The organism is Rhodopirellula sp. P2 (genome assembly GCF_028768465.1).
GTDB lineage: Bacteria > Planctomycetota > Planctomycetia > Pirellulales > Pirellulaceae > Rhodopirellula.
This window is the reverse complement of record NZ_CP118225.1, coordinates 5,922,295-5,939,447: the sequence shown is the minus strand read 5'-3', so window position 1 is coordinate 5,939,447 and position 17,153 is coordinate 5,922,295. Positions and strand designations below refer to the sequence as shown.

Here is a 17,153-nt window from a genome sequence, read left to right as displayed (position 1 = left end):
TTGGTTCCACCTGTGGCCCTGTGTTCCTGGGCCACTTTCCCCCTCCCACCTACTTCCGTTTCGGCTTGTAGATCTCGGTGGCGGTTCCGAAGTGGACTTCGCCGGCGTTCATCAGCGTTTCGCTGAGTGTGGGGTGAGGGTGAACGGTCTCGGTGATGTCGGTGACTTCGCAGCCCATTTCGATTGCCAGCACGGCTTCGGCGATCAGTTCGCCGGCTCCGGTGCCGACGATGCCGCAGCCCAGCACGCGATGGGTTTCCGGGTCGACCAACCATTTGGTCAAGCCGTTGGTCACGCCAATGGCTTGTGCACGACCGCTGGCGGCCCAAGGGTAGACCTCGACGTCGACCTTGCGGCCGGCGGCTTTGGCTTCGCCTTCGGTCAGGCCGGCCCAAGCGATTTCGGGATCGGTGAACACGACGGCGGGGATCGCCGCTTTGTCGAAGGCGACGTTCTTGCCGGCCAACACTTCTGCGGCGACGCGGCCTTCGTGGGTGGCTTTGTGAGCCAGCATGGGGTCACCGGCGACATCGCCAATGGCCATGATGTTGGGGTCGGCCGTGCGTTGTTGTTCATCGCAAACGATGAAACCACGTTCGTTGACTTCGACTTTTGTGTTTTCCAAGCCGAGCCCGCGGGTGACGGGGCGACGTCCGATGCTGATCAGCACGCGGTCGTAGGATTCGGTGCCGAACTTGCTGGGGCCTTCAAAGCTGACCACAACCTTGTCACCGTCTTCGGCTAGCGAGCCGACCTTGGTGTTCAGGAACACGCGGCCGTCGCACATCTTGTCGATTTTCTTCGCCAGCGGTTTGACGAGGTCGCGGTCGGCACCAGGAAGCAGAGATTCGCCCAGTTCAACGACGCTGACCTTGGATCCCAGGTGAGCGTAGACGGTTCCCATTTCCAAGCCGATGTAACCGCCACCGACAACCAACAGATTTTCGGGGATGTCTTTGAGGGCGAGTGCGCCGGTGCTGTCCATGACTCGGTCGCTGCCGATGTCAAAGGCAGGTGGCATGGCGGGGACGCTGCCTGTCGCAATGATGCACTTGTCGAAGGTCAGGCGTCCGCCTTCGGGGATCGATTTGTGATCGCCTTCAAGTTGCAGTTCATTGGAGCTGACGAACGAGCCGCGAGCTTGGATCACGGTGACGTTGCGGCGTTTGGCCAGTCCGCCGAGTCCGCCGGTCAGGTTGTCGATGACCTTGTCTTTGCGAGCCCGGACGACGTCGACGTCGATTTTGGGACCGCCGGTGTACTCGATGCCCCACTCGGATTTCAACTCTTCGACTTCACTGATGACCTTGGCCACGTGAAGCAATGCTTTGCTGGGAATGCAGCCTCGAATCAGGCAGGTGCCGCCGAGGCGAGGTTCCGCTTCGACGATTGTGACTTCCATTCCTTCGTCAGCAGCCAAGAAAGCCGCCGCGTATCCACCGGGGCCACCACCGAGAACGACAACCGGAGCGTGCATGTTTGAAACCAGAGCAAAAAAGAGACGAGTGCGGGAAAGGAAACGGCCGCGTGAAGAACACGCGGCCGATGAGTAGCAATCCGTTGTTGACCCGCGTTAGCGAGACAAGAATTCGACGACGCTGTTAGCGTCGACGGGCAGGCTGATGTCAACCGCGCCAGGCAACGACAGGACGGTCGCACGCAGCGTTTCGCTGTCGAACGAGACCCAATCCAGTCCGTCTGGTGGCGAGTTGGCGATCACGCCACGGTACAGATTCTTCAGGTTTTCGCGGCCGCGAACTTCGATCAAGTCGCCAGCGCGAAGCATGTAGCCGGGCTTGGTGACCTTCACGCCGTTGACGCAGAAGTGACCGTGCGTGATGCCCTGACGAGCTTGAGGGCGAGTCTTGGTGAAACCGACGCGACGGACAACGTTGTCCAAGCGACGTTCGCACATCAGCAACAACAATTCCCCGGTGTTGCCCGATTTACGGCCAACGTTCTCAAAGTAACGACGGAGTTGGCGTTCGCCCAATCCGTAATAGTGTTTGATCTTTTGCTTTTCCATCAAAGCCGCACCGTAGTTACTCGGGCGACGACCGCGAGTGTGCATGCCTGGTGGTTGCGGACGACGGTCCATCGCACGGGCTGCGCCGGCTGTCTCGTAAAGCATCGTGCCGAGGCGGCGGTTGATGCGGGCTTTTGGTCCTGTGTAACGTGCCATCGTGACTTTCACGGTTGTGCTAGACGTCGCGACTGATCGAGACGTGCAGCGGGGAATTGCGGCGTGTTCCTTCGTGATGTCCGCCTTTGGACTCACGTGTTCACGCCAGAATTTTGAAAACGGGGCCGCAAGTGTCGTCGTTGGGTCCCGTTTTGACAAGAGGAATGAAAGTCAATCGATCGCAGAATCGACCGGATTTCAGCTCGTCGCTTGGGTTTCGGCTGAAAATCCTGCTCGTGACTTGCGACTCATCAGCCCGTTGGCTTGCTCGTCGTCGACAAATCGCTCGGCTTTCGGGTCCCATTTCAATTCACGGCCCAACATCAACGCAAGGTTGCACAGGTGACAGGACGTCATTGTGCGGTGGTGCGACCACACGTCTGAGATCGGCTGACCGCCGTCCTCAATGCAGGCAAAAAAGTTGGCCATGTGGCTCATTGCCTTTTTCCCTTTGCGAAGTTCTGCGATTTTCGCGTCCAGATTCGCGTTGTCCTCGGCCGTCAAATTGTCCACGGGAGCACCCGTCAGTTTGCCGCGATTGACAAAGATTCGGCCCTTGTCGCCTTCGAACAGGATTCCGTTGGGGAAATCGATGTTCCCTTCTTCGCGTTTGTAATGGTCGGTGACGACCATCTTGGATCCGCTTTCGAACGTCAGTTCGATGTTGAACTTGGTCGCCGTGTTGTAGCCATTGGGCAGCGAGGCTTCGCCGTCGAAGAACGAATTCCAGTTGAAATCCGCAGGGACGGTTGGGGGGAATTCGCCGGTGCCCTTGATCGTGGTGGGGCCGTTTTCGCCGGGAGCCAATGCCCACTGAGCGATGTCGATGTGGTGAGCGCCCCAATCAGTCATTTTGCCGCCTGAATATTCGAAGAACCAACGGAAGTACTTGCGGCGTTCTTCGCAGTAGTCGGCCTTGGCTGCTGGGCCGACCCACATGTTCCAGTCCAGGTCCTCGGGGGCTTCCGCGGTTTCGAAAGGTCCGTCGCCGGGGGCGCCGCCGATGGCGATGTAAGCGTTGACGTTGTCACCCACGTGGCCCGACTGAACCATCGCGATCGCTTTTTGGAACAGGCCGCCCGAGCTGCGTTGTTGGGTTCCGACTTGGAACACGCGGCCGGTTTCTTCGACGACTTTGCGGATTTGTTTGCCTTCGTCGATCGTCAGCGTCAGTGGTTTTTCGCAGTACACATCCGCACCACTTCGCAGGCAGGCGATCGCAATGGGCACATGCCAATGGTCCGGGGTTCCGATCGTGACCACATCGGGTTTTTCCTTTTCCAGCAGCTCGCGGTAGTCGCGGTACTTGTTCAGGTTGCCGCCGTGTTTTTGGCTGAATTCTTCGGTGTGCAGGTCATCCACGTCGCAAACGGCGACCATCGTCGCGTACTTGGCCGCGTCATTGGCGATCGAGCCACCGCGGTTGTATCGCCCGCGACTGCCGCCGACGCCGATGGCTGCCAGACGGAGTTTTTTGGTCTCCTCTGCCGCGATCAACTTGGAAGTGGCGGTCATGGTGGAACCAGCGACGGCGCCTGCCAGGGCGCTGGTTTTCAAGAATCCACGGCGTGAAGGTTGCATCAAATGGGCTCCGGGTGAAGGTCGGGGGGCGAGGTGGGACGGGAGCGTGTTTGGCATTGAAGCCGCCGCTCCCTGCCGCTTGCAGGGGGAATGATAACCCAAGGGAGCGGGCGACGGGAATCGTCGGCAGACTTGGGTGGTGGGGTGCGTCCTGGCCGATTGCAAATTGCAAAGTGGGCATTGCAGATCTGATTTTGGCTGGGCTGGCAGAAACGAGAGCCACCATGTGAGCCGTTGGCGTTCGCCTCGGTTGCGCGCGACAACCGTGGCGAGCGTCAAACGGCTCAGGTTCAGTACGACAACCGTGGCTAACGCCAGCGGCTCAGGTTGGGTGTAGCAACCGTGGCTAACGCCAGCGGCTCAGGTTGGGTGCACAGCCTCTGTCACCCCTTCGGGGTTTTGATGCCTGGAGAACATGCCTGCTTCCGGGGCCTAACGACCCCGGCAATGGTTGTGTCGGCCCGTCCGGGCCTGGTGCGTCCTGGTCGATTGCAAATTGCAAGGTGAACATTGCCGATCTGAAATTGGCTGGGCTGGCAGAAACGAGTGCCACCATGTGAGCCGTTGGCGTTCGCCTCGGTTGCGTGCGACAGTCGTGGCGAGCGTCAAACGGCTCAGGTTGGGTGTAGCAACCGTGGCTAACGCCAGCGGCTCAGGTTGGGTGCACAGCCTCTGTCACCCCTTCGGGGTTTTGATGCCTGGAGAACATGCCTGCTTCCGGGGCCTGGCGACCCCGGCAATGGTTGTGTCGGCCCATCCGGGCCTGGTGCGTCCTGGTCGATTGCAAATTGCAAAGTGGGCATTGCAGATCTGATTTTGGGGGAGGCGAGGACAGCCATGTGAGCCGTTGGCGTTCGCCTCGGTTGCGCGCGACAACCGTGGCGAGCGCCAAACGGCTCAGGTTGGGTGTAGCAACCGTGGCTAACGCCAGCGGCTCAGGTTGGGTGCGCAGCCTCTGTCACCCCTTCGGGGTTTTGATGCTTGGAGAACATGCCTGCTTCCGGGGCCTGGCGACCCCGGCAATGGTTGTGTCGGCCCGTCCGGGCCTGGTGCGTCCTGGTCGATTGCAAATTGCAAGGTGAACATTGCCGATCTGAAATTGGCTGGGCTGGCAGAAACGACAGCCACCATGTGAGCCGTTGGCGTTAGCCTCGGTTGCGCGCGACAGTCGTGGCGAGCGCCAGCGGCTCAGGTTCTGGACGACAGCCGTGGCGAGCGTCAAGCGGCTCAGGTTTAGGGGGCAACCAATTTGCAATTTGCATTGATCCATTGGCAAGGAAGGGGCAAATCTGTAGGCCAGGTCGCAACTGGCAACCGTGTGCAATGCTTGGGGGGAGGGAGGCGTTGCGAGCGGTCCACGGGCCTCGCGAGCCCGTCATTGGTCGGCCGTTGACCAATTCCAGTTGTGACCTGTCCTGCATCATGGGCTTTGAATCGCTCCGTCGATCCAACACCCAAAATCGCGTCGAGTGGCCGCAATCAGTCCAGCTCAATCAGTCCAGCTCGACCATTTCAACCGGCATGATCACGTCGTCGGCGTCGAGCAGCTGAAAGTTGCTGCAACGAGACAAGTGAAACTGGCGAGGTTCTTCGCGGCACAGACACAGGCCGAGAAAGCGGTCCGCGGCTCCGAACCGGATTGGGCTGATGGTTCGACGAGTTCGCTTGCCTTTCGAGTCGACGTAATCCAGTTGCACGACAAAGCGATCGCTGTCCGCCATCGCGGTTCGCAAGACTTTTGCGGGGCTCCACTTCGTGTTGGCTCGTTGGCAGACGCGGCCGTGAGCACGGGCGAAGGTTTCGCTGGCGGGTGCGAAAGATGCGGTCGATGCGGCGGGGGAAAGCGTTGCAACTGACATGGTGGGCGGTCCGATGGAACTGGGCGGCGGTGAATCAAACTTCGATGTTGGTATCATCGCCACCGCCGTGACACGTTAGGTCACGAGCGAACACGGAACGGGAGGAACTGAGGGTGGATCAAGCATTGGGCGGTTCCCCGGCGGCTGCCATCAACGTTTTCGCTGGTTCACGTATTCCATGGCGGTCGTGCCAAGATCGGGATCCAGCAGTCCGATTTGCTTGCCCTCCAGCAACGCGTTCTCGATTGCTTGGCGGCCATCCAGGACACGGTGAGCGATCCAGACGGCACCCACACGATTGGCGGACGCGCAGTGCAGGAGGATTTGGGCATCGTGCCGAGCGGTTTGGAGCAATTCGCGAATTTGATCGATCTTTTGATCCGTCATTTGTTGGTGACCACCAAATCGGATCGCGTGAAATTCCAATCCCGCTTCCTTCACCAAGGCTTCGTCGTCAAAGTCCAGCTCGCGTTCACTTCGCAGCGTGATCACTCGGGTCACGCCGGCTTTTTTGGCGGCGGCCAGGCCTTCCGCATCGGGTTGTGAGGCCAGCCAAATGGGGCCGGCACGGTGGACGTTGCGGGTGCCGGGGAGTTCCGCTGCTACCAGTTTGTGGTTGCTGTCGCGTTGCCCCGCGTTCTTCCAGCCGCCTTGTGGGACGATCTTTTCTGCGTCGGCGGGAATCTCGATCGATTCCTTGGGTTGGGTGGTGGGCGTCAAGCGTTTGACGAAGAAATTGCGATAGCGAACCTCCATTGGCGGCCCGACATGGACCTGCACGCCAATGCGACCGGACAGGGCTCGCCCGTTCGGGTCCAAGTCAAAATGTTCGGCGGTCGGTTGCCCATCGATCCAGTGTTGGTGATGGTTCCCAACCACACGAACCTTGAACCGGTGCCAGGTTTCAGGGGCGAATTTGGGCGGGGTAGAGGATTTCACGACCCAGCCTTGCCCGTCAGCATCGGTGACGACCTGTTCACCGGTGTGGCAAAGGATGCGGCGGCCACGTTCCTCGTACAGCATGCCGTTGTACTTGGGGTTGGCCGCGACCACATCACATTGGTAGCCGACCATGACATTTGGGCCGAGGTCTTCGCGGACCTCGCTGCGATACTGGATGCCACTGTTGCCGCGGGCGCTGACCCACACATCGACTTCCAGTTCAAAGTCTTCGGCCGGGGGCAATTTCGACGTGATGAAGCGATTGACCTTCACCGATCCATCCGTCGTTCCGGTCAAAACGCCGTCTTCCAGGGTCCAATCGTCGAGACTGCCTTCCCAGGAATCCGCCAACGTCCCCTCAAGCAGCGATTGCGAACCGTCCGGGGTCTCCCGGGGCGATCCAGCGGCGGGTTCGGCCGCGATTGCCGGCGTCAATTGGAGCGTTGTGAGCAGCAATCCCGCCAGCAGAACCAGCGAGATTGGCTGGCTGTTCCGAGATGAGCAACTGGAGGGCGTGAGGCCTTCTGCGATCGATTGGTCGGCGGCCGCTGCTGATCGGCGCGGCACGGCTGATTTGTGAGGCACGGCGGGAGCCATCCGGTAACCCTGCTGATCACGATGGGTGTCGGCGTGTTCTCGAGAGGAAGGAATCAGACACGAGGGGCTCATGCGGGGGAACTCGTCGAAAGGTGGGGAGATCGGGGTGAGGGGGACTGAACGCCAATGATAGCCCGTGATTCCGCCGATTGACCCCTTTCGCATTGACCACTGAGCGCGATAATGCCCGATTCGCCTGGCGGTCCGAGTGGGTGGTCCCTTATTTCGGGACCCTTCTGGACCGTATTTCTGACTCAACACTCATTACAACGGAATCAATCCTCATGGCAGGAACCGAACGTCGTCGCGAAATTTCACGTCTGCGAGCCCGTCGCAAAAAAACCATCAACCTGTTGCAGCGAGTGAAAGCCGGCACGATGGAAAAGACCGAAGCCGCTCGCAAGCTTCGTAAGTTGACTCCTGGTGCGGACGTCATTATCAAACGCGAAGGTCTCGCCTGATCGTTGTTTCGCCCGCGGTTTGAAGTTGCGAGCGTTCAAAAGTTGCGAACCGAACGCGACCTAACCGCGTAGCAATCGCTCTTGAACCATTTCTTCCACGATAGAAGACGGGTACGACACTGATGGCAACAGCCACAACGGCGGACACAACGACCTCCCCCGAATCCACAGCGGGCGGTCGAAAACCCATGATCGAAGCGGTGGGGCTGAGCAAGTTTTATGGCCCCTTCGCGGCCGCGCGCGATGTCACTTTCAATGTCGGCGAAGGTGAACTGGTGGCCTTTCTGGGCCCCAACGGTGCCGGGAAAAGCACGACGATGAAGATGTTGACCGGCTACATCGCTCCCAGCGAAGGGTTCGCTCGGATCGCCGGTCACAACATGATGGACGATCGCATCGCGGGCAGTCGTCGCCTGGGATACTTGCCCGAAAACGGGCCTCTGTATCCGGAAATGACGCCCAAAGGGATGCTGGAATTCTTTGCCGATGCTCGTGGTTTGTCGCCTCGCATCAAACGCGATCGGATCGAGGCGGTGGTCGACATCTGTGACCTCTCGTCGGTGATGTACAAACCGATCAGCAAACTGTCCAAGGGTTTCAAACAACGGGTCGGGATGAGCCAAGCTCTGCTGCACGAACCCGATGTGTTGATCATGGACGAACCCACGGCTGGTTTGGATCCCAACCAAATTCGTGGCGTCCGGAAAACGATGCGACGACTCAGCGAGACCAAAACGATCTTGCTCAGCACGCACATTTTGCAAGAAGTCGAGGCGATGGCCGACCGGGTTGTGATGATCAACGAAGGTCGGATGGTCTACGACGGTTCGGTCGAAGGTTTGCGAACCACCGGCAAAGGCGACCTGGACGAAGCGTTCCATCACTTGACCGGACAATCCGAATCCGAGCCTGACGAAAAGGCTTGAGTCTCGCACTCCGATTTGAGTTTGAAACCGGGTTTGACCTGAATTCGGTTTTGGCTCGGAACAGCTTCGGCACCGAAGTTTGGCTTGGCTGCCGATTCTGATGCCGAGCAACGACACATTCTGACATTGATCTTCCACGATCGGATTAGCGGCAAAAGCGTGAGGGGCCCGTCTCATCACACTTTCACCCGAGGCGTCGTCTTCGCGTCTCCGATCCGTTCGTTCCTGAACCCACACTCCAACCCCTGTTCTCCAGTACCACCATGGCGCTCAACAACGTCTCGATGGCCTTGATCAGCTTGCTCACGAAAGACGCGATCTTTCTGTTGATTTTGCTGATGGTCGTGTCCGCATTGGCCCGCACCAAGCAAGCCGCCTTCGCGGTGATGAAGCGAAACTTCATTGGTTACTTCAGCAACCCGACGGGGTACGTTTTTCTCTGTATCTTCGTGTTCCTGACTTCGGTCGCCGCGTTTTGGCCTTACGAGTTCTTCAACTCAAACTTGGCCACCTTGGATCAGCTGAACTACTGGTTCCCTGTGATCATGCTGGTCTTCATCCCCGCCATCACGATGAGCATCTGGGCGGAAGAAAAACGCCAGGGCACCGACGAATTGCTGCTGACGTTGCCCGCCGATGACTTTGACATTGTGATCGGGAAGTACATGTCAGCCGCGGCGATTTTCACCTCGTCGCTGCTGTTCAGCCAACTCAGCACGTTCACCACGCTGGCCATTCTCACCGAAGGCAGCCTGGACACCGGGCTGATCTTCACGACTTACTTGGGGTATTGGTTCGTCGGTTTGGCGATGATCGCGATCGGCATGATCGCTTCGTTCTTGACCGGGAACTTGACCGTTGGCTTCATCCTCGGTGCGTTGTTCAACGCTCCGCTTGCGTTCGCTTCGCTGGCTGACTCGGTCAGTCCCAGCCAACGTGTGGCGGAATGGGTCCGTGACAGCGGGATCGCTCGTCCGTTCGATGACTTCGGCCGCGGTGTGATCAGTTCCTCCTCGATCATCTACTTCATTCTGGTCGCTGCGGTTGCCTTGTACGTCTGCATGGTTCTGATTGGGCGTCGTCACTGGACAGGTGGCAAAGACGGCAACTCGATGGCCTGGCACTATGTCGCTCGTTCGTTGGCGCTCGTGTTGTTCACCGTCGGTGCGGTCATGTTGTTCCGTAGCAAGGACGTGGTGCGGGCAGACATGACCGAAGGCAAAGTCAGTTCGCTGGCGGATGCAACGAAGACACTGATCCGTGAACTCGACGACGATCGACCGATCGTGATCGACGCGTTCATCAGCAAAGAAGTCCCGGAACTGTATGCCAAGACTCGTTATGAATTGGTCAATCTGCTGAAGGAATTCCGCAGCGAAGCCGCCAAGAACGGGCGCACGATCGAAGTCAATTTGTACGACGGGATCGACTTGTTCAGTGAAGACGCGGCCCTCGCCGCAGATCGCTTTGGGATCGAACCCGTCACGCGAATGTTCCGTGAGAAAGGGGCCTACACCCAGAAGCAATTGATTCTTGGTGCCGCTTTCCGCTCGGGGCTCGAGAAAGTCACTGTGCCGATTTTTGAATACGGCATTCCCGTTGAATACGAGCTTGTTCGCAGTATCAACACGGTTGCTCGCGGCACCCGAAAACGATTGGGCATCGTCGCCACCGACGCTCGCTTGATGGGCGGCACGGTCATGAATGGCATGTCGATGCAGCGGATTGACAAACACCCCTTGGTCGACGAACTCGCCAAACAATACGACGTGGAAGAAGTCGACCTGTCTGGTCCGATCACCCCCGGCGTGTACGACGCTTTGGTGGCCGTTCAGCCTTCCTCGTTGGCTCCTCAGCAATTCGATCGTTTGACCGCTGCGATTCAAGCTGGCGTTCCCACGGCGATCTTTGAAGACCCGCGGCCCATTGGCGCTCAGTACGTCACTGCAACCGGCGATGCCAAGCAGGCACAGGGCGGCATGTTCGGTGGCGGTGGTGCTTCGCCCAAGGGTGACATCCGTCAATTGTGGGATGTGTTGGAACTCAACGTTCCTGGCCAACCTGGCATGCAAGGTCTGTTCAGTCCCGAGTTGGTTTGGCAACAGCACAATCCTTATCCCAACCTCGACACGGCCAACGAACTTTGGTTGTTCATCGATGAGCAAGCACGTGGGGTTCAGCCCGGCGAAGCGCTCAGTGACGACAGTCCGATCACCAGTGGTTTGCGTCAAGTGCTGGCCATTCTCGGCGGTGCGGTCTACGCCAAGAAAGACGCGACGCTGAAGCACACCGCGTTGCTTTCCACTGGACCTCTGTCAGGAACTCTGCCGTCGCAAGTGGTGGGGCAAGTCATGACGGGACAAACGACATTGGCTCAAGAGATCCAAGGCGTCAATCCAAACGTGCCCATCGCGATGGCGATTGAAGCGAACAAGTCCGCGGAAGGCAGTGACTCCGAAGCCGCCGGCATCAAAGCCGTTTACGTGGCCGACATGGACATCATCCTGCCTGAGTTCTTGCTCATTCGGGCGGATCCCGACCAAATCTCGGACATGCGGTTCCAGTTCCAGAACGTGACGTTCGCATTGAACGTGATCGACTGGTTGACCGGCGACACGAGCTTCATCGATGTTCGAAATCACGAGCCGATCTACGCCAGTTTGCGAATGATTGACTCGGTCAAAGAAGAGGCGGCCAGCTTGGTTCGCAAACGGAGTCGTGAATTCCAAACGCAGTACGATGAAACGATTCGTGAGGCTCAGGAAAAGAGCGACCAAGAAGTGCAAGCGTTGCGGGAGGAGATCGAGAAGCTGCAAGAAGATCGGGAGACCGGTTCCGTTCCGCAGAGTGTTTTGCGTGAAAAGCTGACCGCGTTCCAAATCAAGCAAGCGAACCAGCAGCGGATCTTGGACGTTCAGAAGGCAAAATTGCAGAACGAACGAGAGCAAAAGATCCAAGACGTTCGTCGCGAAGCGGAGCAAGAAGTCACCGCGATTCAGAATCAAGTCAAAACGGCCGCAGTGATTCTGCCCTGCATTCCGCCGTTGATCGTCGGCATCATGGTGTTCGCCTCACGTCGTTTGCGTGAACGTGAAAACATCAGCAAAAGCCGCCTGAAATAACTTCTCAACCATTCAAACAATTTCATAGAGACTGCAATCGTGAACGAAGGAAAGAAGACCGGAGCGTTTTGGGCTGCCGCGGCTGTCATGCTCGCCGTGGGATTGTTTGTGGCGTGGCCCACATCCACTCAAACGGAATCGCCTTACTCGCCTGGGAAACCGCTCTTTGAAAAGTTCAAGGATCCGTTGACCGCCTCGAACTTGAAGATTGTCACGTTCGACGAGGAACAGGGCCAATTGGGAACGTTCGAGGTTCGCCGCGATGCTGAATCGGGCCAGTGGACGATCCCTTCGCGAAAAGGCTATCCGGCGGATGCGGTGGAACAGATGCGAGACGCTGCCAACGCTTTGGTGGGGCTGAACATTCTGGACGTTCAGACCGAGAACCAAGGCGACCATGCGGCACTCGGCGTTGTTGAACCCAAGTTGGAAGACTTGCAGGTCGGCGACACCGGTGTGGGACGCTTGGTCACCTTCAAAGACGAATCTCAGCAGACGCTTGCCTCCTTGATCATCGGGAATCCGGTCAAGAACGAAGAGGGCAAAATCTACGTTCGCAAACCCGGCCAAGACCCGGTGTACGTCGTCAAAATGGACGACTCGGTTTTGTCGACCAAGTTCCAGGACTGGATCGAAGATGACTTGCTGCAGATGAGCAGCATCGACATCAAAGAAGCGGTCGTCAAAGACTACTCCGCGTCGATCTCTGGCCGAAGCGTTGCTTTGGAACGCAACTACACCGCAAAATTCGCGATGGATGGTGCTGAGTGGGCGATGAAAGAGTTGCTGGAATACAACTCCGAAAACCCGCTGGCGGAACCCAAGCTGGTGGAGCAACCCGCTGACAAGGAGCTCAACACCACCAAGCTGAACGAAATGAAAAATGCACTCGACGATTTGAAAATCGTCGATGTCGTTCGCAAACCAGAAGGCATGAGTGCCAACCTTCGCGCAGACAAGGATTTGATTTCGGACAACGAAGCAGTTCAGTCGTTGTACACCCGTGGCTTCTTCCCTGTGGGATCAGGTGCCGAAGGTGAGTTTGAGGTCTTGTCGGCAAACGGTGAGTTGAACGTCACCGTGGATGAAGGGATCGAGTACGTGCTCCGATTCGGCGACGTCCAAGGTTTGTCAGATGACACCGCAGGCGAAGAGGACGGGGACGTCGGCGGCGTGAATCGTTACCTGTTGGTCACCGCGCGCGTCAACGAAGACCAATTCCCCGCTCCTGACTTGCAGCCCGTTCCTCAGACCATCGAAGAACTCGCTGCGATGCTGGGCGTTGGGGAAGAAGATGCCGAGGTCGAGGGCGAAGAACCCGCTGCTGCGGAAGCCGAAATGAAAGAGGAAACAACGGACGCTCCTGCAGAAGAATCAGCGGAGGAAGCTGCCGAAGCAGAGGACCAGCCCGAAGCGGCCGAAGCAGAAATGAAGGAAGCTGAAGCTGAAGCAACGGAAACGGAAACGGAAACGGACGAGGCGTCCGCCGAACCGGCGGAGGAAGCGGAGCCAGCGGCTGAGAAAGTGGAGGCGTCTGAGGAGGTCGAAGTGACTGGTGAAGGCGAGGCTTCGGGTCAAGGTCAGGGTGCGAACCCGCAAGACGAAGACGATGCCACCGACGAGCCGTCTGCGGAATCCGACGCCCAAACCGAGAACGCAACACCCGCTGAAGCAGCGACCGAGGAAGCAGCGGCTGACGAAGAAATGGCTTTGGAGCCGGCGGGCGACAATGCGACTGAGGCGCCCGCTGTTGAAGCACCCGCGGAAGAAGAAAGCGACGAGTTGACGTTCAACGAGCTGACGGACGAAGAGAAGCAAGAACGCTTGGAAGCGGAACAGGAGAAGATCTTGAAAGCCAACACGCGTTTGTTGGATGAACGCAAGGATCGTCTGAACGCTGCCAAACGGCGCGTCGCTGACTTGAACGCTCGGTTCGCCGATTGGTACTACATCATTCCCGAAGCGACTTATCGCCAACTGCGAATCAACCGCGACGAATTGTTCGTTGAGCCAGGGGCGAACAACGCGGCTCCCGCTGGTCCTCCCGGAGGGTTGCCACCGGGGATGCAATTGCCAGCCGGTTTTGGCAATTAAGCAGGTACGCAGGAATGATTGGGTTTCATCTTGTGAGCCGTTTGGGCGTTAGCCCCGGTTTTGCGTGGGAACCGTGGCTAACGCCAAACGGCTCACATACTCGATGACACCTGCGTACCTGCTTAGGCGATCATTGCCAGCAAGAACCCCAACCCGTCTCACGGCGTGATCGCGCCACGATCACGGTGTGACGGGTTCGGCGCGTAGGCCGTACCGACCGAAGGGAGCGACGGCAGGATGTCTGTGCCTGCCGGAACTCCGCTACCGCTCCGGTCCGGCCTACTTCAGATCGCACTTGGATCGAAGATCACATGTTTGATCTTCTGGCGTTTCCAGGTGTAGGTGATGTGCAACTTGCCGTCTTCTGCTTGGATGATTGCTGGGTAGCTGAATTCGCCTCGGGGTTCATTTTCCAGGACCGCGACCTCGCGATATTCCTCGCCATCGGTGCTGACGGAAAGCGTGAGCTGACTGCGTCCGCCCCAGCCGTTTTCTTTGGATGGCAGTGGGTTGCTGATCAGCCAGTGCCGGCCATCGTTTGCCGTGATCACATCGATGCCTGAGTTTGGGTTGGGCATCTTCGTCGACACGGGCTTGGTCCAAGTCCGCCCGTTGTCGTTCGAGTCGGCTTGAACGATCACGCTTTGCATGGTTCGGCACAGGGTCCGCAGACGATCGTTGGGCAATCGGAGGATGGTCGGCTGAATCGCGGCAAATTCTTGGCCGTCATGAATGGCTTCGCCGCGGTCCCAATGCTGTTCCGAGACAGCTTCCGGATTCGCTTGGCCGGTCAGCGTCAAGCGTTCGAAGTGAACTCGCCATCCAGCGTGCTCGGTGGAACTGCCACACAGCAACGTTTTGCCGCCATCAACCAATTCGGGTTTGCACCGAATGGGGCCCAAGACTCCCTCTGGAAGTCGCGTGCGATCGCGGAATGTCTTGCCGCCGTCGTCGCTGAACAAGACTTCCCCCCACCACTCTTTCGGGTTGGGACCGACCTTGATGAACAACCAAGTGACGCCGGAGGGGGCCCGGAAAAGAACCGGGTTCCAACATGGCTGACGCGAACCATCGGTTTGAACACCATCCGCCACTTTTCGCGGCGCTGACCAGGACATTCCGTCGTGATCACTGACCCAGATCGAAACATCTTTGGCCCCTTCTCGTTCCCCGCCAAACCAGGCTGCCACGAATCCGTCGGGCGTTTGGCAGATGGTCGAGGCGTGACAGGAAGGAAACGGGGCTTCGTCGTAGATGAATTGTTGTTGCACGACACCGGGGATGGAGGTGTCTTCCGGTGGGGTGTTTTGGGCGGAGGCGGTCATTGTCAAACACGCTGCCAAGGCAAGCGGCTTTGTCCATCGAAGAAATTTCACGAGGCGGTCCGGTGGGAAAGGGAAGGCGGGAAAGGGAAGGCGGGAAAGGGAAGGCGGGAATTCGAATCGCAATTTTATAGCAACGCACTGCCTCACGTTGCGTGTCAGGGGTTTGTTTGGGCAAGGGAGCAGGTGGCTGTGGTAGTTTGTTGTGGTGATGGAAGACACCTGTTCAGTGATCCCGTTCGAGCCCATCAAATGGTTCTGAATCCTTACGCACCAACAACTGATTTACCGGGGCTCTGTGTTTCGGATGAAAAGCCGCCGCGATCCAAGTGGTTGCTGAGTTGGTTGCTTTGGCATCTGGCATTGATCGCTGCGTCCGTGGCGGGAGCAGAATATGACATCGAATCGATCATGTTTTCGGGAACCGTTTTCACGTTGTCGGGAATCGTCTTGGCGATCATCGCGTTTCGTCGCGGCAATCGGATTGCCATGCTCTTTGGACTTTCATCGCTCGCATTTGCCATTTTGATCGTGGTGTTGATCAACGTGATGGCTTGGAATCCAAGGGATGCCGATCGGCCGGTGTGCATCCTGATCTGGGGATACGCGTTGGCCTCGGTTGCGTTGGCTTGGGGAAGCATCCGACAGGAAGGCCTCCTGGCCAAAGCGATTCTTGCAGGCAAAGAATGACTTGAGTTCGTTGCCTTTGGGGGCGAAGGCTGGCGTCTGAATTGCTCGCTGGCACCCCCATTGCTCAGCGAGTGCGGATGTCGGCGTCTCTGGTGTTGGGCACCAATGAGTTTGTCCTCCGTGTCCGGTGTTCCCAGAGACCGATGTTCCCAGTGAATTCGAAGATTGGCCTGCCCCTGATTGCGAATGAGTGGAAGGGGGCTTCATAAGGCAACCATGTTCGGTTGCAATGTCCTTTGACGATCGGCGATGTTGGGGATGGTTGCCCTGTTGATGCCATTTGCCTTCGTCGTCGGCTTGATTTTCCCACCTCGATTGAATGAGCTTCTGGAATGCTTTCCCACCCCCGATTTGCCCGCCCTCGTTTCTTTGCCAATTTGCCCGGGCGGCTGGCTGCAACGCTGGCCTGCGTTGGGCTGATGTCCACCGCCGCCATGGCAGAAACCAATGTCCAAACTGTGCTGCGTGGGTTGGTCAATCCATCCAGTGTGAGCTTCAGTCCAGCAGGCGAGTTGACGGTTTGTGACGCGCGCGGATTGGTCGTGGTTTTGAAGGGGGATCAACCAGTCAACTACATCACTGGATTCGACACCGAACACTGGAAGTCCAATGACGAGGGCAAGAAGTGGTACGCCGTCGGGCCACTGTCAGCGATCTGGTCGGGTTCGACGTTGGTCGTGACCGATGCCGGCAAAGTCGATGGCGAAGAAACGTTGTTGTTCTTTGATGAAAAAGGCAAGGCTGACGCCGGGACCAAAACCAACTCGGTGCCACCCACCACGGATGATGCTGCCGACAAAGGCGAAGGCAACTTGACCGGCATGAGTTTGAGCCAAGACGGTTCGACGGTTTACGTTTGTGGGCAAGGCTTCGATGGAAAGTCGTGGGTGCTGGCTGGCGACATCGCATCGAAACAGTTGAAGCCTTTGTTGTCGGCCGACGACAACGGAATCGAAACCAATTCTCCAATGCAAACCGTCGTCGGGGATGACAACACGTTGTACGTCCTGTATTCCGGCGCAGGTGGGAAGGCGGATGGTTTGATTGTCCGTTGGGATTTGGCCACCAAGAAACCAAGCGGTCAATGGACATTGCCCGGCGTCATCAACCCCATGGGAATGGCTCACGTCGAAGGCGACACGTTTGCCGTGGTCGAGAACAATTGGTCGCTCGATCAAACCAACGAAGGTCGAGTCTTAATGGCAACGTTGGGAGAACCCGGCGAAGCGGCAATCGAAGAGACGGGTGTTTCGCTCAACGGCCCCGTCGCATGCGAGTTTGGACCTGACAACCGTTTGTACGTGTCGCAATTGGGCGAAGAGTTTGACAAACCCGTCGGTTCGGTCGTCGCGATCAGTGGCTTGAAAGACTGAGGGC

Annotated in this window: 12 protein-coding genes; 6 read left to right on the top strand and 6 right to left on the bottom strand. The window is 58.0% G+C overall.

Features of this window, described 5'->3' with window-relative positions; translation table 11 throughout:
* Positions 1 to 49: 49 nt before the first annotated feature.
* From lpdA to PSR62_RS20860, 5 genes are all read right to left on the bottom strand, one after another.
* Positions 50 to 1,477, bottom strand: coding sequence for a dihydrolipoyl dehydrogenase (gene lpdA / locus PSR62_RS20880; RefSeq protein WP_274404922.1), 1,428 nt, complete (start codon positions 1,475 to 1,477; stop codon positions 50 to 52).
* A gap of 96 nt (positions 1,478 to 1,573) precedes the next feature.
* Positions 1,574 to 2,182, bottom strand: a complete 609-nt coding sequence (gene rpsD / locus PSR62_RS20875) for a 30S ribosomal protein S4 (protein ID WP_063838440.1) — start codon at positions 2,180 to 2,182, stop codon at positions 1,574 to 1,576.
* 198 nt (positions 2,183 to 2,380) lie between these two features.
* On the bottom strand, positions 2,381 to 3,763 hold the full coding sequence (locus tag PSR62_RS20870; protein ID WP_274404921.1) for a Gfo/Idh/MocA family protein: 1,383 nt from the start codon (positions 3,761 to 3,763) through the stop codon (positions 2,381 to 2,383).
* Positions 3,764 to 5,256: 1,493 nt separating this feature from the next.
* Positions 5,257 to 5,622, bottom strand: coding sequence for a transcriptional regulator (locus PSR62_RS20865; RefSeq protein ID WP_274404920.1), 366 nt, complete (start codon positions 5,620 to 5,622; stop codon positions 5,257 to 5,259).
* Positions 5,623 to 5,772: 150 nt separating this feature from the next.
* A complete protein-coding gene (locus tag PSR62_RS20860; protein ID WP_274404919.1) occupies positions 5,773 to 7,233 on the bottom strand; it encodes a family 16 glycoside hydrolase in 1,461 nt (486 codons plus the stop codon).
* Positions 7,234 to 7,445: 212 nt separating this feature from the next.
* On the opposite strand from PSR62_RS20860, the gene PSR62_RS20855 reads away from it, so the two are divergent.
* The 4 genes from PSR62_RS20855 to PSR62_RS20840 all read left to right on the top strand — a co-directional run bounded on the left by PSR62_RS20855 (position 7,446) and on the right by PSR62_RS20840 (position 13,764).
* Positions 7,446 to 7,622 carry a DUF6800 family protein gene (locus tag PSR62_RS20855; protein ID WP_173442657.1) on the top strand — a complete coding sequence of 59 codons (177 nt, stop codon included), beginning with the start codon at positions 7,446 to 7,448 and terminating at the stop codon, positions 7,620 to 7,622.
* Between the two features lie 122 nt (positions 7,623 to 7,744).
* Positions 7,745 to 8,548, top strand: coding sequence for an ABC transporter ATP-binding protein (locus PSR62_RS20850; protein WP_274404918.1), 804 nt, complete (start codon positions 7,745 to 7,747; stop codon positions 8,546 to 8,548).
* Between the two features lie 263 nt (positions 8,549 to 8,811).
* A complete protein-coding gene (locus PSR62_RS20845) occupies positions 8,812 to 11,670 on the top strand; it encodes a Gldg family protein (RefSeq protein WP_274404917.1) in 2,859 nt (952 codons plus the stop codon).
* Between the two features lie 39 nt (positions 11,671 to 11,709).
* Positions 11,710 to 13,764 carry a DUF4340 domain-containing protein gene (locus tag PSR62_RS20840; protein WP_274404916.1) on the top strand — a complete coding sequence of 685 codons (2,055 nt, stop codon included), beginning with the start codon at positions 11,710 to 11,712 and terminating at the stop codon, positions 13,762 to 13,764.
* A gap of 284 nt (positions 13,765 to 14,048) precedes the next feature.
* Here the strand turns inward: PSR62_RS20840 and PSR62_RS20835 are convergent, their stop codons facing one another.
* Positions 14,049 to 15,140: a sialidase family protein gene (locus PSR62_RS20835; RefSeq protein ID WP_274404915.1), complete on the bottom strand. Its 1,092-nt coding sequence runs from the start codon at positions 15,138 to 15,140 to the stop codon at positions 14,049 to 14,051.
* A gap of 198 nt (positions 15,141 to 15,338) precedes the next feature.
* Between PSR62_RS20835 and PSR62_RS20830 the strand changes: the two genes are divergently transcribed.
* Both PSR62_RS20830 and PSR62_RS20825 read left to right on the top strand, forming a co-directional pair.
* Complete coding sequence (locus tag PSR62_RS20830) at positions 15,339 to 15,776, top strand: hypothetical protein (protein ID WP_274404914.1); 438 nt, start codon at positions 15,339 to 15,341, stop codon at positions 15,774 to 15,776.
* 332 nt (positions 15,777 to 16,108) lie between these two features.
* The gene (locus tag PSR62_RS20825; RefSeq protein WP_274404913.1) at positions 16,109 to 17,149 is read left to right on the top strand and encodes a hypothetical protein; all 1,041 of its coding nucleotides are present in this window, start codon (positions 16,109 to 16,111) and stop codon (positions 17,147 to 17,149) included.
* Positions 17,150 to 17,153 lie beyond the last annotated feature (4 nt).

Coding starts and splice junctions, on each gene's coding strand:
- lpdA (WP_274404922.1), bottom strand. CDS start 1,477: ATGCACGCTCCGGTTGTCGTTCTCGGTGGTGGCCCCGGTGGATACGCG.
- rpsD (WP_063838440.1), bottom strand. CDS start 2,182: ATGGCACGTTACACAGGACCAAAAGCCCGCATCAACCGCCGCCTCGGC.
- PSR62_RS20870 (WP_274404921.1), bottom strand. CDS start 3,763: ATGCAACCTTCACGCCGTGGATTCTTGAAAACCAGCGCCCTGGCAGGC.
- PSR62_RS20865 (WP_274404920.1), bottom strand. CDS start 5,622: ATGTCAGTTGCAACGCTTTCCCCCGCCGCATCGACCGCATCTTTCGCA.
- PSR62_RS20860 (WP_274404919.1), bottom strand. CDS start 7,233: ATGAGCCCCTCGTGTCTGATTCCTTCCTCTCGAGAACACGCCGACACC.
- PSR62_RS20855 (WP_173442657.1), top strand. CDS start 7,446: ATGGCAGGAACCGAACGTCGTCGCGAAATTTCACGTCTGCGAGCCCGT.
- PSR62_RS20850 (WP_274404918.1), top strand. CDS start 7,745: ATGGCAACAGCCACAACGGCGGACACAACGACCTCCCCCGAATCCACA.
- PSR62_RS20845 (WP_274404917.1), top strand. CDS start 8,812: ATGGCGCTCAACAACGTCTCGATGGCCTTGATCAGCTTGCTCACGAAA.
- PSR62_RS20830 (WP_274404914.1), top strand. CDS start 15,339: ATGGTTCTGAATCCTTACGCACCAACAACTGATTTACCGGGGCTCTGT.
- PSR62_RS20825 (WP_274404913.1), top strand. CDS start 16,109: ATGCTTTCCCACCCCCGATTTGCCCGCCCTCGTTTCTTTGCCAATTTG.